Origin of the sequence: Kitasatospora sp. NPDC048296 (genome assembly GCF_043201815.1) — a bacterium.
Taxonomy (GTDB): Bacteria; Actinomycetota; Actinomycetes; order Streptomycetales; family Streptomycetaceae; genus Kitasatospora.
In genome coordinates this window covers 79,435-94,871 of the sequence record NZ_JBICZB010000023.1, presented here as the reverse complement: position 1 = coordinate 94,871, position 15,437 = coordinate 79,435, and the positions used below count along the sequence as shown (strand labels likewise).

The window sequence follows — 15,437 nt, the reverse complement described above, 5'->3', positions numbered from 1 at the left end:
GCGACTACGATCAGTGGATATGACGACGCCGCCCGATGAAGGCATCCACCCGTTCCGCATCGCCGTTCCGGAGAGCGACCTGGAGGACCTGCGCCAGCGCCTCGACCGCACGCGCTGGCCGGACGAGTTGCCGGGGGTCGGCTGGGCCTACGGGATCCCGCGCGACTACCTGATGGAGCTGGCCGGCTACTGGCGACACGAGTACGACTGGCGGGCCGCCGAGGCGCGGCTCAACCAGTGGCCGCAGTTCACCACGACGATCGACGGCGCCAACATCCACTTCCTGCACGTCCGTTCGCCGGAGCCGGACGCGGTGCCGCTGCTGCTGTCGCACGGCTGGCCCGGTTCGATCGTCGAGTTCGCCGAGCTCATCGGACCGCTCACCGACCCCCGGGCGCACGGGGCGGGCCCCTCGCCGGCCTTCCACCTGGTGATCCCGAGCCTGCCCGGTTTCGGCTTCTCCGGTCCGACCCGGGAGGCCGGCTGGGAGTACCGGCGGGTGGCGGCGGCCTTCGCCGAGCTGATGCGACGGCTGGGCTACGACTCGTACGGGGTGCAGGGCGGCGACTGGGGCTCCGCGATCTCGCGGGAGCTCGGCCGGGTGCACCCCGAGCGGGTGATCGGGGTGCACCTGAACCTGATCCCGGGGGGTGCGGCGGAGAGCGAGCCCACCGAGGAGGAGCTCGCCGGGCTCTCCGCGCCGGAACGGGCGCGGACGCTGGCCTCCTGGGAGCGGATGCGCGAGTGGAACCGGGAGCGCAAGGGCTACGCGGACATCCAGACCACCCGGCCGCAGACCCTCGCGTACGGCCTCACCGACTCGCCGGTCGGTCAACTGGCCTGGATCGCCGAGAAGTTCAAGGAGTGGACGGACTCGGCGGAACGCCCCGAGGACGCCGTCGGCCGGGACCAGCTGCTCACCAACGTGATGCTCTACTGGCTCACCGGGACGGCCGGGTCCTCGGCCCGGCTCTACTACGAGCGCACCCACGCCGACTACTGGGGCCGGCCGGCCGAGCCGTCGACCGCCCCGACCGCCGTGGCGCTGTTCCCGGAGGAGAACTTCCTGGTCCTGCGGCACATCGCGGAGCGGACCAACAACATCGTGCGCTGGACGGAGCTGGACCGGGGCGGTCACTTCGCCGCGATGGAGGAGCCGGACCTGCTGGCCGCCGACATCCGGGCCTTCTTCGGGCGGCTGCGCCCGGCGGGCGCCTAGCCGCAGCGGTGCGCCGCCTCCAGCCCCTGCGGGGAGGCGGCGCCGCTCAGGCCCGGGTGGCGCCGGCGTCGGGCTCCGCGAAGACCCCGTACAGCAGCAGGTCGAGGACGGCGAGCAGTTCCTTGGTGAGTGCGCCCTTGCGGCCGGGGTTCATGCACCAGCGGTACAGCGTGCCGAGGTAGAGGTCGCGCAGCGCGTTGCCGACCTGGTCGGGGCGCGTCCCCTCGCGGAACTCGCCGCGCCGTACGCCGTCGGCGACCAGCTCGGAGAAGAGCTCGGCGAGGTAGGGCTCCTCCAGGAGCGGCCGGCCGGCCCGGACCCAGGCCATCAGCATGGCCCCGGTCTCCTTCTGGTCCTCCTCGTTCATCTTCCCGAGGGCGCGCATGCAGCGCTGCAGCCGGGTCCGGGTGGTGCCGGTGCCCAGGGCGTCCGCGGCGAGGGAGCCGCGCAGCTTGTCGCGGCGCTTCTCGCCCCACGTCCCGAGCAGGTCCTCCTTGCGCTGGAAGTAGTTGAAGAAGGTGCCGCGCGCGACGTCGGCGCGTTCCGCGATCTCGTCGATCGAGGTCTCGTCGTAGCCCTGTTCGGTGAACAGCGTGAGGGCGGCCGTGTAGAGGCGCTCCCTGACCCGTAGCTTGTTGCGCTCGCGGCGCCCGAGTGGCGCCGCCTCCGGCGCGGCTTCAGCTCCCGTGGAGTTCAACGGGCTCTCCGATCAATGGTGGCTGTCGGGGAGGGCCCACTCCTCCCCGACTTGGTGCACCACAGTTTAACTATGATTCGTAGTTGAAATTGTCCTCCATTAAGAGCTTTGATAGCTGTCGAACTTTTCAGCCTATGGCCGCCAGCAGGCCGTTGAGGCTCTCCGAACCGAGCAGGCGTCCCGCGGTGAGGTCCAGCCCGCAGTCCGAGCGGACCTGCGCCCGCAGCTGCGCGGCCATCAGCGAGTCCAGTCCCAGGTCGCGCAGCGAGCGGCGGCGGTCGATCGCCGCCTCGGGCAGGTCGAGCAGCCGGGACACCCGCTGGAGCAGCGCGTCCGTCGCGGCGCGCGCGGGTTCGGGCGCCGGCTCGGCGGCCACGGCCGCCAGGACCGGCTCGGCGTTCACCGGCACCGGGACCGGACGGGCGTCCACCGGCACCGGCCGGGGGCGGGCCAGCGACCGGGCCGCCGGTACGGCGGGGCGCCGCCGGGCCAGGGCCCCGGCCAGCCGGCCGCGGACGCCGGCCGCCGGCGCGGCGAGGGCGACCAGCTCGATGTCGAGGAACTCGGCGAGCACCGAGCCGTCGGTGGCGAGCAGGAGGACGTCGCCCCGGGCCCGTCGGCCGCCCGGGCCGGGCGTGACGCGGCACAGGGTCCAGTACTCGTCGGCGAGTTCGGCGTGGCGGCGGACGGCGCCGAAGCCGGCGGGCACGTAGCCGGCGCCCGCCGGGTAGCCGGCGAGCATGGCCAGCAGCCCCGCCTCGTAGCCGACGGCGGTCGAGGCGCCGGCGCGGCGCACCCGGGCGACGACTCGTCCGCCGCGCCGCCAGGCGTGCTCGACCGTCCGCAGTCCCGTGCCGACCTCGAAGCCGCGTTCGGCGGCGCCCGCATACAGGGCGTCGGCGGACAGGTACTCGCGGTGGCGGGCCAGGCTGGTCTCCAGCAGCTCCCGCCGGTCGGGAGCGGCGCACGCGGTGGTGGGCTCCAGGCGGCCGAGCGCGCAGAGTTCCGGGCCGGCGCCGTGGCCGCGGCGGGCCTCGACCCGGACCGCGCGGGCGCCGTCCGGACCGGGCGCGTCCACGGTGACGAGCAGCACGGCGGTGGGGACGTCGGCGAGGGTGAGCGCGGCGTCGCCCAGGCGCACCCCGGCCAGGGTGAAGTGCTGCCCGGGCGCGGCCTCGCGCGCGGCGGCGAACGCGGCCTCCAGGTAGACGGAGGGGAAGACCGGCTCCGCCCCGCTCACCCCCACCCCGGCGCCGACGGCGGGCAGGCCCCAGGCGTCCAGCCGGAATTCGCGCACCGGCGGCGCGGACGCGGCGGCCGGTGCGGTGGCCTGCGTCGCGGCGCTCTGGCGCAGCCGGGTGGCGTCCCAGGGGTAGGCGGGCAGCGGCACCACCGGGGGCTCGAAGCCGTACCAGCGCGACCAGTCGACGGCGGCGCCCCGGGTGAACGCCCGGCCCACCGCCTCCAGCAGCAGGACCGCCTCGTCGCCGCCGCGCCGCAGGGTGGGGACGGCGGCGGGCTCGGCGCCGCCCGCGGTGACCGTCTCGTCGATCGCCGTGGTCAGCACCGGGTGCGGGCTGACCTCCAGGAACACGGTGTCGGTCTTGGCCAGGTGCTGCACGGCCTCGACGAAGCGGACCGGGCGGCGCAGGTTGTCCAGCCAGTAGCGCGGGTCGAGTTCCGCGCCGGTGGTGGGGGCGGCGGTCACGCTGGACATCAGGGCGGTCCGGGCCGGGCGCGGTGCCAGGCCGTCCAGGGCGGCGAGCAGCTCCGCCCCGATCAGGTCCATGTCGGGGGAGTGCGAGGCCACCTCGACCTTGACCAGACGGCAGAGCACCCCGACGCCCTCCAGACGCCTCGCGATCTCGGCCAGCGCGGTCGGCGGGCCGGCCAGCACGGTGGACGACGGGGAGTTCTGCGCCGCGACGCACACCGCGGCGAACTCCCGGTCGGAGGCGAGGAGTTCCTCGGCGCCCTCGGCGGAGAGCTCTACCGCGAGCATGGCGCCACGCCCGGCGAGTCGGCGCATCAGCCGGCTGCGGCGGCAGATCACCGCGGCGGCGTCGCGCAGCCCGAGCGCCCCGGCGCTCTGGGCGGCGGCGACCTCGCCCATGCTGTGGCCCACGCAGACGTCCGGGCTCAGGCCGGCCTCGCGCAGGGCGGCGTCCAGGGCGACGCCGACCGCCCACAGCGAGGGCTGGACCTTGTCCATGTCGGTGGGGAACTCCTCGACGTGGGTGAGCAGGTCGACCACCGACCAGCCGAGCTCCAGGCCGATCGCGGCGTCGCACTCCAGCAGCTTCTCCCGGAAGGCCGGGGAGGTCTCCAGCAGCCGGCGGCCCATGCCGGGCCACTGGGCGCCCTGGCCGGGGAAGACGAAGGCCAGCCGGCGGGGTTCGCCGAAGCCCGCCTCGGCGGTGCCGCCCTCGGGGACGGACTTCCCGGCGGCCAGCGCCCGCAGGCGCTCGGCGACCACCTCGTGGCTGTCGCCGCGGACCCACAGCCGGTAGGGGTGGGCGTCCCGGCGCAGGGCGGCGGCCGCGCAGAGTTCGGCGAGCGGGAGCTCGCGGCCGGGGCCGTCCGTCAGGTGGGTCGCGTAGGCCTCGGCCAGCCGGTTCAGCGAGCGGGCCGAGCGGGCGCTGAGCACCAGCAGCTGTTCGGCGGTGCCGCGGCTCGGCGGTTCGGCGGCCAGGGCGGCGGGTTCGGCCGGGACGGGGACGTACTCGCCGATCACCACATGGGCGTTGGTGCCCGAGATGCCGAAGGAGCTGACGCCGAGCAGCGCCCGGTCGGCGGTCCGGGGCAGCGGGGTGTTGCGGGTGACGACGGTGACGCCGAGCTCCTCGCGCTCGATCACCGGGTTCGGCTCCGCGCAGTGCAGGGAAGCGGGGATGACACCGTGTCGGGCGATCAGGACGGCCTTGATCAGCCCGGCTATGCCGGCCGCGGACTCGGCGTGGCCGATGTTGGTCTTCACCGAGCCGGTCAGCAGCGGGCGCCGGAGCGGGCGGGCGGTGGCGGTGGCGAGCGCCTGGAGTTCGACCGCGTCGCCGACCGAGGTGCCGGTGCCGTGGGCCTCCACGTAGTCGAGGTCCTGCGGGGAGACGCCGGCCGAGCGGCAGGCGGTGCGCAGCATGTCGACCTGGCCGCTGATCGCGGGCTGCAGCAGGAGTCCGCTGCCCCGGCCGTCGTTGGTGACGGCGCTGCCGAGCAGGGTGGCCAGGATGCGGTCGCCGTCCCGTTCGGCGTCCGCGAGCCGTTTGAGCACGATGACGCCGACGCCGTCGCTGCGGACGAAGCCGTCGGCCCGGGCGTCGCCGAAGCGGCAGCGGCCACCGGGCGACAGCATGCTGCCCTGGGAGTAGGCGATGGCGTCGTGGGGGGAGAGGACGAAGTTGACGCCGCCGGCGAGGGCGAGGTCGCACTCCCCGGCGAGCAGGCTCTGCCGGGCCTGGTGCACCGCGACCAGGGAGGAGGAGCAGGCGGTGTCGAGCACCACGCTGGGGCCGAAGAGGTCGAAGGCGAAGGAGAGCCGCCCGGCGGTGACGGCGCGCAGCCGGCTGCCGGCCACGTCGCGGACGTTCGGGCCGGTGGTGGAGCGGGTGGCCTCCGAGTACTCGGCGGTGGCCTGGCCGATGAACACGCCGGCGTGGGTGCCGGCCAGGGTGGACGGGCGGATGCCGGCGTCCTCGAAGGCCTCCCAGGTGGCGTGCAGCAGCAGGCGCTGCTGGGGGTCGATGGCCCGGGCCTCGGCGGGGGAGATGTTGAAGAACCCGTAGTCGAAGGAGAACGGGTCGGTGACGAAGCCGCCGTGCCGGGAGGCGGTCCGGCCGGGGACGCCGGGGGTGGGGTCGTAGTCGGCCGTGATGTCGAACCGTTCCGCGGGCACCGCGGTGATCGAGTCCTGCTGGGCGATCAGGTTCTCCCAGAACCGTTGCGGTCCGTCCGCGCCTGGGAACCGACACCCCATGCCCACGACGGCGACTTCGGGACGGGGGTGCTGGTGTGCGTGCTCCATGGATGGCCCAATCTCGGTAGACGTAGACCTATGGCGTGCATGACCGTGCGCGGCTCTGGGGCTAGCGGGATCCAAACTTACACCGGGACTCAAGTTTGTTCCTAGGGTTCTACCGCTGGACTTTGAGTCCAACGAAAGACCGGGGTGGTGTCGGCGGAAGTGCCCCGAGGGGCGGGGATTTCGGCACTTGTCGGGGTGATCGGGCCGCTTGCCCGGACGGTGCCGAAGGGTGCCGGAAAAGCAGGAAAGGCCGCCCGGGGCGACGGTGTTCCGTCGTCCCGGGCGGCCTTTCACGGGCGGGGTGGTTCCCGGCTGTCGGGTTCGGCCGGGTTCGGTCGGTCCCGGTCCGCCTCAGTTCGGTGAGTGTCCCGTGCCGGCGGGGCGCTCCCGCGCGGCCAGGCCGTGCAGGACCAGGTCCAGCACGGACACCAGCTCGCCGGTGAGCCGGCCCGGATCCTCCCCCCGGGCCGCCCGCCGGGTCCACCGGTAGAGCGCACCCAGGTAGAGGTCGCGCAGCGCTTCGCCGACCTGCTCCGAGCTGAGCCCGGTGGCGATCTCCCCCCGGGCGCGGCCGGTCTCGACCAGCTCCGCGAGGATCGCGCCCAGGTAGGGCTCCTCCTCCAACGGCCGTCCGGTGCGCACCCAGGCGGTGAGCATCGCCCGGCTGAGCTCGGGCTCCTCCTCGTTGAGGGCGCCGAGGACGGCGAGGCACTGCCGCAGGCCCTCGGCCGAGCCGGGCCGGTCCGCCGGCCCTTGCCCGGGCCGCCGCTGTTCCAGCCCCGCCTGTTCGAGCCCCACCTCTTCGAGCCGCTGCATCAGCCTCTCCCGTCGCGCCTCGGCCCAGGCGTTGATCAGGGCCTCCTTGCGCGGGAAGTGGTTGAAGAAGGTGCCGCGCGCCACGTCGGCGTGCTCCGCGATCTCCTCCACGGAGGCGCCCGCGTAGCCCTTCTGGCTGATCAGGGTCATCGCCGAGGCGTAGACCCGCTCCTTGACCCGCTGCCGGTTGCGGTCTCGTCGCGTCGCGGCCGGGGTCGGCACTTCGCCGTGCGCATCCATGGTCCGTCTCCGCTCCGGGCCGTCGGTCGGTCAGTGTGTCCGGTTCTGCGGCGGCAGTCCGCCGATGAACTCGTGGTCGCGCTCCAGGGTGCCGAGCTTGGAGGCGCCGCCGGGCGAGCCGAGTTCGTCGAAGAAGCCGGTGTTCGACTTCCGGTAGTCCTCCCACTCGTCCGGGAGGTCGTCGTCGTAGAAGATCGCCTCAACCGGGCAGACGGGCTCGCAGGCGCCGCAGTCCACGCACTCGTCGGGGTGGATGTACATCGAGCGGGCGCCCTCGTAGATGCAGTCGACGGGGCATTCCTCGATGCACGCCTTGTCCTTGACGTCCACGCAGGGCTGCGCGATCACATAGGCCACGTGCTGTTCCTCCTCGTGAAGGGATGTCGGGCTAGAGACCGCGCAGGTACGGGGCGTCGCCGCTGCTGCCGATCCCGTCGGGCGCGTGCCCGCCGCCGGTGGATCCGCCGGTCGGAACCGTCCTGTGCTCGTAGCTCTCCAGTCGGGCCATCTCGCCGCGCGGGACCTCGGGTCGCTCCTGCGGCTGGTGAGGGTGGGACATGGCAGCCTCCAGCTGACAGTATGTAGAACTTGAACTTCAGTCCATTTGTTCTCCATCAGGCAAACATGGACTCAAGTTCATGTCAATGGGTCGGTACGGCGGACGGCGCGGCGCTGCGCCCGGCGAGCGGACGACGACGCAGGGCGGCCTCGGCGATGGCCGGCGGCGGCCAGGAGGCGTTCGGGTCGTACAGGTTGACGCCGGGCGGGACGATCTCGTCGATCCGGTCCATCGCGGCGTCGTCGAGCAGCAGCGAGGCGCCCTTGATCGTCGCCTCCAGCTGCTCCATGGTGCGCGGGCCGATGATCGCCGAGGTCACGCCGGGGTGCGCCGTCACGAAGGCCATGCTCAGCTCGGGCAGGGTGCAGCCCAGCTCGTCCGCCAGTTCGGTGAAGCGCTCGACGGCCTCCAGCTTGCGGACGTTGCCCGGGATGCTCGGGTCGAAGCGGCTCGGCACGACGGCGGCGCGGCCCTGGGTGAGGTCCACCGGGCGGCCCTGCCGGTAGGTGCCGGAGAGGAAGCCGAAGGCGAGCGGGCTCCAGGTCAGCACGCCCATGCCGAGCCGCTGGCAGGTCGGCAGCACCGCGGCCTCGGCGCCGCGGGCCAGCAGCGAGTAGGGCGGCTGCTCGGTGCGCGGGCGCAGCAGGCCGCGGCGCTCGGCGAGGTGGTGCGCCTCGACGAGGTCCTCGGCCGGGTAGGTGGACAGGCCGTAGGTGCGGATCTTCCCGGCCCTGACCAGATCGCTCAGGGCGGCGAGGGTCTCCTCCAGGTCGGTCGAGCGGTCCGGGCGGTGGACCTGGTAGAGGTCGATCCAGTCGGTCCGCAGCCGCCGCAGGCTCTCCTCGACGGCCTGCACGATCCAGCGGCGCGAGTTGCCGCTGCGGTTGCGGCCCTCGCCCATCTGGAAGTGGAACTTGGTGGCCAGCACGACCTCGTCGCGCCGGCCCCGCAGGGCCTTGCCGACGACGGTCTCGGACTCGCCGGCCGAGTACATGTCCGCGGTGTCGACGAAGTTGATCCCGTGGTCCAGCGCGGTGTGGACGATCCGGGCGCAGTCCTCGTGGTCGGGGTTGCCGACGAACCCGAAGTTCATCGTGCCGAGGCAGTACGCGCTGACCTCGATGCCGCTGCCGCCCAGGGTGCGGTAGTGCATGATCCGGCTCCTTTTTCGGTCATGGCGGAGGCCGCGCCGGGGTGCGTGCCGGCGCGGTGACAAGGGGTTGGGGGGATCCCGACGGTACACGACCCCCCCTTTCCCGCAACAGCTCTGACGGACCATCAGCTGGTGCGGAGCGGTGAACCGGGGCGTCCGCCGGTCCGTCGAGGATCCCATTGACATGAACTTGAGTCCATGTTTGACTGCGGGCCGCGAGATGGACATGAGTTCATATTTGATCTCCCGGAAAGGAATCCGGCCATCATTACCCACGATGCGCCCGTATCCCGGTGCCCGGTCACCGGCGGCGCGGCAGCGGACCTGGTCGACCCCAGGCTCTACAGCGACGGGGACGCCTGGCGGATCTGGCAGCGCATGCGCGCCGAGAAGACGCTCGGGTGGCACCAGGTCGACGCGGAGCGAGGCTTCTGGTCGGTGGTCAAGTACGCCGACTCCGACCTGGTCCTGCGGGATGCCGCCACCTTCACCTCCGAACGAGGCACCCTGCTGGACATCCTCGGCACGGACGACCCGGCCGGCGGCCAGCAGCTCGCCGTCACCGACCCGCCCCGACACACCCCGCGCCAGGCGCGTCTGAAGAAGGCCCTCGCCAGCAAGGCCGTCGGTCGGCAGCGCAGCATGATCACCCCGATCGTGCGCGAGCTGCTCGAACCCCTCGGCGACGGCGGCGTCTTCGACTTCGGCGCGGCCATGCTCGGACTGCCGATGTCGGTGACCGGCACCATGATGGCCCTGCCCGAGCAGGACTGGCCCTGGCTCACCCGCCTCACCACCATCTGCATCGCCGCCGACGACCCCGACTTCCAGGGGCCGGACGGCAAGGAGGCGACGCTGACGGAGGCGCACCGCGAGCTCTTCGGCTACTTCCAGGACCTCACCCGGCACCGCCGGGAGAACCTCGGCGACGACCTGCTGAGCACCCTGATCTCGACCACCTTCGAAGGCCGGCAGATGTCGGCGGCCGAGGTCGTCTCCAACTGCTACAGCCTGCTGCTCGGCGCCAACGTCACCACCCCGCACGCGCCGACCTTCGTCATGGCCGAGTTCGCCGAGAGCGACGTGCTCGCCGACTGGGCGGCTCACCCGGAGGTGCACGCCACCGCCTACGAGGAGGCGCTGCGCTGGGCGTCGCCCGTCAACCACGTGCTGCGCTACGCGACCCGGGACACCGTCGTACGGGACACCGAGATCAAGGCCGGCGAGGCCGTGGTGGTCTGGCTCGGCGCCGCCAACCGCGACGAGGAGGTGTTCGCCGACCCGCACACCTTCGACATCCGCCGCAAGCCCAACAAGCACCTGGCCTTCGGCATCGGCCCGCACTACTGCGTGGGCCACAGCGTCGCCCGGGTCACCGTCTCGATCCTCTTCGAGGAACTGCTCGCCGGCTACCAGGACTTCCGACTGGCCGGCACGCCCGAGCGGCTCGTGTCGAACTTCGCCTCCGGCTACAAGTACGTGCCGATCACGGCCCGTCGGCGGAAGTGAGCCCGGGATGAGCACGACCGAGACCGCGGACGACCGCTGGTACCCGGCCAACCCGGCGCAGAAGGGCCTGTGGGTCCTGGACCGGGTGGAGCAGCTGCGCCGCACCACCCTGATCCCGACCGTCGTCCGCTTCACCGGCCCGCTCGACGTCCAGCGGCTGGCCCGGGCCGTCCAGCAGGTCCTCGACCGGCACCCGGCGCTGCGCTCGCGCTTCCGGCTCGACCCGGAGCACAAACGCGTCGAGTTCCGCACCGACCTGGAGCCCGCCCGGGTCGGCGTGATCGACGCCGCCGCGGAGGGCTGGACGGAGGCCGAGCTGCCCGAGCTCGTCGACGTCCTGTGCTACGCGCCGTTCGACCTGTCCGCCGAGGCCCCGGCCCGGGCGGAGCTGATCGTCCTCGGCCCGCAGGACGTGCGGCTGGTGCTGACGGTGCACCACATCGTCTGCGACGGCTGGTCCCACTCGCTGATCCTGCGGGAGATCGAGCAGATCTACCGCGCCGAGGCCGAGGGCGTCGACCCCGCCCTACCGGTGCCGCCGCACCCCGGCGAGGTCACCGTCGGGCCCGGACCCGAGGAACTGGCCGAGCGGCTGCCGGACGTGGTCGAGCGCCTCGCCGGTGCGCCGCTGGAGGTCGACTTCCCGTTCCGCCGCCCCGTACCGGCCGACGCCGAACCCGACCTCGACGGCGGGACGCTGGCGATCGACCTGGACGAGGAGCTGACCGGCGCGCTGCTCGACGCCGCCGCCGGGGCGGGCTGCACCCCGTTCGCCCTCGGGGTCGCCCTGCTCACCGGAACCCTGGCCCAGATCGGCGACCAGCGCGACTTCGTCATCGCCTTCGGCTGGCCCGGCCGGGACGACCCGGCGATCGCCGACGTGGTCGGGATGTTCATGAACACCACCATGCTCCGGGTCACCCTCGACGGGGACCGCACCAGCTGGGGCGAACTCCTCGGCGGCGCCCGGCTCGGCGCCCTGGAGGCGTTCATCGACGCCGACATCCCGCTGGACGCCGTGACCGCCGAGCTGAAGCCCGAGCGGGCGGTCATCTGGCCGCCGCTGTCGGCGGTGCTCGTGAACCTCAACGAGTCGCCGCGCGACCTCGTCCTCGGCGACGGGGCGGTGGGCCGGCTCCAGCCGCTCGACCGCCTCCACATGAAGTACGACCTCGCCCTGTTCGTCCGCGTGGACGAGACCCCGCGGGGCCGGCGGCTGCAGCTGTCCGTGGACTACACCCGGGCGCTGTTCGACTCCGCCGACATCAGCCGACTTCTCGACGCCATGCGGCGCAACGCCGCAGTCATCGCCCACTCCCTGGAGGAACCCGTGACCGTAGCCGTGAACCCGACCGTAGACCTGGACGACCCGGCCGCCCGGCTGGAGCTCGTACGTTCGCTCTGGCTGGAGGTCCTCAAGCTCGACTCGGTAGGCGACGACGTGAGCTTCTTCGAGGCCGGCGGCGACTCGCTGCTGCTGGTGATGCTCGTGGAGCGCCTCACCCAGGCCACCGGCCGGGCCCTGAAGACCATGGACCTGTTCCGCGCCGGCACCGTACGCGGCCACGCCGAGCTGCTGGTGACCGCCGGCTCGCCGGCCGGCGCCGGCGCCGGCAGCAGCCGGGACCGCCTGCTGGGCGCCGCCCGCGCGGCCGCCGCCGCGCGCTGATCCCGGGCCCGCCCCGGGCATGTCCGGCGGGTCTTCGCCGGGGTCGACAAGATCCGCCGGACATGCCCCGGGCGGTACGCGAGCCGCGTCCAACCCTTCCTCATTGGAGAGCAACTGATGACGCTTCATGAAATGGCGTGCACCGTGCTCGGCCTGCAGCCGGCCGGTGCGGACCTCGGGACGCTGAGCTTCGTCGAGCTCGGCGGGGACTCACTGCGCGCGATGCGGCTCGCGGCAACGGCTCAGGAGGAGCTGGGGCTGCGGCTGGCGATGCGGGAGCTGCTCGGGATCCGGCCGCTGGCCGAGGTCCTGGCCGAGGCGGCGGAGTCCGCCGTCGTACCCGCTCCGGCGGCCACCGGTGACGGGGCCGACCGGACCGCCGCGACGGACGCCCTGTCCTACACCCAGCGCGGGATGTGGCTGATCGAGAGCATCACCGGCGGATCCCCGTACAACCTGGTCTTCACCTGCTTCGTCGAGGAGGGCAAGCTCGACCAGGGCCTGCTCCAGGAGGCCTTCGACCGCACCGCCCGCCGCCACGAGGGACTGCGCACCGTCTTCCGGGAGCGCGACGGCGAGGCGGTCCGGCACATCCTGGACGGCGTCACGCCGCAGCTGACCGCCGTCGAGCACGACGGTCCCGCCGACGAGTTCGACGCGTACGTCCGGCGGGTGTCCGCCGAGCGCGGCGCCGAGCCCTTCGACCTGGCCGCGGCCCCCGCGCTGCGCCTGCTCTTCTTCGGCAACCCGGCCGGCGGCCGGGCCGTCACCCTGATCGCCCACCACATGCTGCTGGACGGCACCGCCGTCGGCCTGCTGCTGCGCGAACTCTTCGACCACTACCGCGAGTTGGAGGGCGGCATGGCGGCCGACCACGACCCGGCGGTACCGCTGGACGCCCTCATCCGGCGCCAGGAGGAGCTGCGCTCGGCCGGCGAGTGGGAGCGGCAGGCGAACTTCTGGACCGAGCACCTGGCCGGCGTACCGAGCGTGCTGGAGTTGCCCGCGGACCGGCAGCGCCCGGCGATCCAGGACGCGGCCGGCGACCGGCTGCCGCTGGACCTCGGTGCCGAGGTCAGCGCCGCGGTGACCGGACGGGCCCGGCAGCTGGGCGTGACCCCGTTCGCCTTCCTGCTGGGCGCGTTCGGCCTCACGCTCAGCCGCTGGACCGGCACCCGCCGCCTGCTGGTCGGCGTACCGATGCTCGGCCGCGAGACCAGCGAGCTGGCCCGGCTGGTCGGCGTGGCCGGCAACCTGGTACCGGTGCGGATCGACGTCGACGACGACGCGGACACCGCCGACTACCTGCGCGCCGTCCACGACTCGGTGGCCCTCGCCATGGACGCCGGCCAGCTGCCCTTCGACGAGCTGGTCGCCCACCTCGGCACCGAGCGCACCCTCGGCTGCCACCCGCTGGTCCAGGCCTGCTTCGGCATGCACGACCAGCTGGTGCCGGAGCGGCTGCGCACCGACGCCCTGGCCGTACGCGTCGAGGAGGGGCACGGCGGCGGCTCGCAGTTCGACCTCACCCTGCTGGTGGGCCACGCCGACCCGGCGTACGCCGGCCACGTCGAGTACGCCACGGCGGTGTGGCACCGCGGCGAGGCCGAGGCCTTCGTCGCCGACTTCCGCACCGCCGTCGCCGAACTGGCCGTCGCCGACTCCGCCCTGGAGGAGGTGCGCTGCCTGGCGCCCGAGCGCCGCACCCTGCTCGACCGGCTCAACGAGACCGGGCAGGACGTCCCCGCCACCTCGCTGGACGAGGCGTTCCGCACCGCCGCCCGGCGCCACCCCGACGCCGTCGCCGTCCGCGAGGGCGACACCGAGCTGACCTACACCCAGCTCGCGGCGGCCGTCGCCGAACAGGCCCGGCTGCTGCGCGCGGCCGGCGTGGTACCGGGCGACACCGTCCTGGTCGGCCTGGAGCGCTCGGTCGCCGAGGCGGTCGCCGTCCTCGGCGTGGTCTCGGCCGGCGCCGCCTACGTCGGCGTGGACCTCGGCCTGCCCGCGGCGCACACCCGGCAGATCACCGCCAAGGCCGCCCCCGCCGCCGCACTGGTACCGGCGCACGCCCGCGAGCACGAGGCCCTCACCGGGATCCCGGTCGTCGAGGCCTGGGACCCGTCCTGGCGGCCCGAGACCGCGGCGGACGCGGCGCACCCCGCCGCGGACCCCGCGCGCCAGGCCTACATCGCCTTCACCTCCGGCTCCACCGGCGAGCCCAAGGGCGTCAGCGTCCCCCACCGCGGGGTCCTGCGGCTCGTCCTGGACGTCGACTACGTCCGCCTCGGCCCGGGCGAGCGGATGCTGCGGCTGTCGCCGCTGGCCTTCGACGCCTCCACCCTGGAACTGTGGGGCGCGCTGCTGACCGGCGCGACCCTGGAGGTCCACCCGGCCGGGCTGCCCTCGCCCTCCGAGCTCGGCGCCTTCCTGGTCGAGCGCGAGGTCACCGTCGCCTGGCTGACCGCCGGACTCTTCCGCCTGGTCGCCGAGTTCGCGCCGGACGGCCTCGGCGGGCTGCGCCAGCTGCTCACCGGCGGCGACGTGGTACCGCACGACCACGCGGCGCGGATGCTGGCCCGCCACCCCGGCCTGGTGATCACCAACGGCTACGGGCCGACCGAGAACACCACCTTCACCACCACCCACTCGGTGCGCCGCCCCGAGGACGTCGACGGCCCGCTGCCGATCGGCCGCCCGATCCCCGGCACCCGGGTGTACGTCCTCGACGAGCGCGGCCGGCGGGTCCCCCCGGGCGCGGTCGGCGAGCTCTATGCCGCGGGCGAGGGCCTGGCCGACGGCTACGTCCACAACGAGGCGGAGACCGACCGCCGCTTCGGCCACTTCTCCACCGAGGTCCCCGAGCGCCTCTACCGCACCGGCGACGTCGTCCGGCTCGACACCCGGGGCCGGATCTCCTTCCTCGGCCGTTCCGACCACCAGGTCAAGATCCGCGGCTACCGGATCGAGCTCAGCGCGATCAGCGACGTCCTCGCCACCCACCCGGGCGTCCAGGACGCCGTGGTGGTGGTGACCGACGACGACAGCGCCGGCAAGCGGATCGTCGGGGCCGTCGTCCCGGTACCGGGCGCGGCCCTCGACGCCGCCGAGCTGCGCGACCTGCTCGCCGAGCGGCTGCCCAGCTACATGGTCCCCGTGCTGTGGGCGTTGCTGGAGCGGATGCCGGTCACCGCGAACGGCAAGGTGGACCGCAAGGCCATCATCGCCGCGGCCGCCCCGGCCCGGACCGGCCGACCGCAGCCGGCGGCCGCGCCCGGCGCCGCCGCCGAGGCCGACCCGACCGAGCGCGTCGCCGCCCTGTTCGCCGAGGCGATCAAGCGGGCCGGCAACCAGACCCGGGAGATCCCCGCGATCGACCGCGACACCGACTTCTTCCGGATCGGCGGCACCTCGCTCGCGGCCGTCCAGCTGATCCGCCTGATCAAGCAGGACCTCGGGGTCACGCTCAAGCTCCGCGAGTTCCTGCTCAACCCCACCCCGACCGGAGTGCACGGGCTCGCCGACAAGGCGGCGACCGCGTGACCGGCCGCACCGTC

Annotated in this window: 10 protein-coding genes; 4 read left to right on the top strand and 6 right to left on the bottom strand. The window is 73.6% G+C overall.

The window, feature by feature from the left end; all coding sequences use genetic code 11:
• Nucleotides 1-19 precede the first annotated feature (19 nt).
• Nucleotides 20-1,219 (top strand): epoxide hydrolase family protein, encoded by a 1,200-nt coding sequence (locus ACGF12_RS16355; protein ID WP_393029569.1) that lies wholly within the window; start codon nt 20-22, stop codon nt 1,217-1,219.
• A 46-nt stretch (nt 1,220-1,265) separates the two neighbouring features.
• Here ACGF12_RS16355 and ACGF12_RS16350 read toward each other — a convergent pair whose 3' ends face one another.
• The 6 genes from ACGF12_RS16350 to ACGF12_RS16325 all read right to left on the bottom strand — a co-directional run bounded on the left by ACGF12_RS16350 (nt 1,266) and on the right by ACGF12_RS16325 (nt 8,702).
• Nucleotides 1,266-1,916: a TetR/AcrR family transcriptional regulator gene (locus ACGF12_RS16350; protein WP_393029567.1), complete on the bottom strand. Its 651-nt coding sequence runs from the start codon at nt 1,914-1,916 to the stop codon at nt 1,266-1,268.
• Nucleotides 1,917-2,043: 127 nt separating this feature from the next.
• Nucleotides 2,044-5,934, bottom strand: coding sequence for a type I polyketide synthase (locus ACGF12_RS16345; RefSeq protein WP_393029564.1), 3,891 nt, complete (start codon nt 5,932-5,934; stop codon nt 2,044-2,046).
• Nucleotides 5,935-6,285: 351 nt separating this feature from the next.
• The gene (locus tag ACGF12_RS16340; protein ID WP_393029561.1) at nt 6,286-6,990 is read right to left on the bottom strand and encodes a TetR/AcrR family transcriptional regulator; all 705 of its coding nucleotides are present in this window, start codon (nt 6,988-6,990) and stop codon (nt 6,286-6,288) included.
• Between the two features lie 30 nt (nt 6,991-7,020).
• A complete protein-coding gene (gene fdxA / locus ACGF12_RS16335) occupies nt 7,021-7,347 on the bottom strand; it encodes a ferredoxin (protein WP_393029558.1) in 327 nt (108 codons plus the stop codon).
• A gap of 31 nt (nt 7,348-7,378) precedes the next feature.
• Nucleotides 7,379-7,549 (bottom strand): hypothetical protein, encoded by a 171-nt coding sequence (locus tag ACGF12_RS16330; RefSeq protein ID WP_393029555.1) that lies wholly within the window; start codon nt 7,547-7,549, stop codon nt 7,379-7,381.
• A gap of 82 nt (nt 7,550-7,631) precedes the next feature.
• Nucleotides 7,632-8,702: an aldo/keto reductase gene (locus ACGF12_RS16325; RefSeq protein ID WP_393029552.1), complete on the bottom strand. Its 1,071-nt coding sequence runs from the start codon at nt 8,700-8,702 to the stop codon at nt 7,632-7,634.
• Nucleotides 8,703-9,080: 378 nt separating this feature from the next.
• Between ACGF12_RS16325 and ACGF12_RS16320 the strand changes: the two genes are divergently transcribed.
• The 3 genes from ACGF12_RS16320 (at nt 9,081) to ACGF12_RS16310 (ending at nt 15,423) form a co-directional block, all read left to right on the top strand.
• Nucleotides 9,081-10,211, top strand: a complete 1,131-nt coding sequence (locus ACGF12_RS16320) for a cytochrome P450 (protein WP_393029549.1) — start codon at nt 9,081-9,083, stop codon at nt 10,209-10,211.
• A 7-nt stretch (nt 10,212-10,218) separates the two neighbouring features.
• Nucleotides 10,219-11,880 carry a condensation domain-containing protein gene (locus ACGF12_RS16315; RefSeq protein WP_393029546.1) on the top strand — a complete coding sequence of 554 codons (1,662 nt, stop codon included), beginning with the start codon at nt 10,219-10,221 and terminating at the stop codon, nt 11,878-11,880.
• Nucleotides 11,881-11,997: 117 nt separating this feature from the next.
• Nucleotides 11,998-15,423 carry an amino acid adenylation domain-containing protein gene (locus ACGF12_RS16310; RefSeq protein WP_393029543.1) on the top strand — a complete coding sequence of 1,142 codons (3,426 nt, stop codon included), beginning with the start codon at nt 11,998-12,000 and terminating at the stop codon, nt 15,421-15,423.
• The last annotated feature ends 14 nt before the right edge of the window (nt 15,424-15,437 follow it).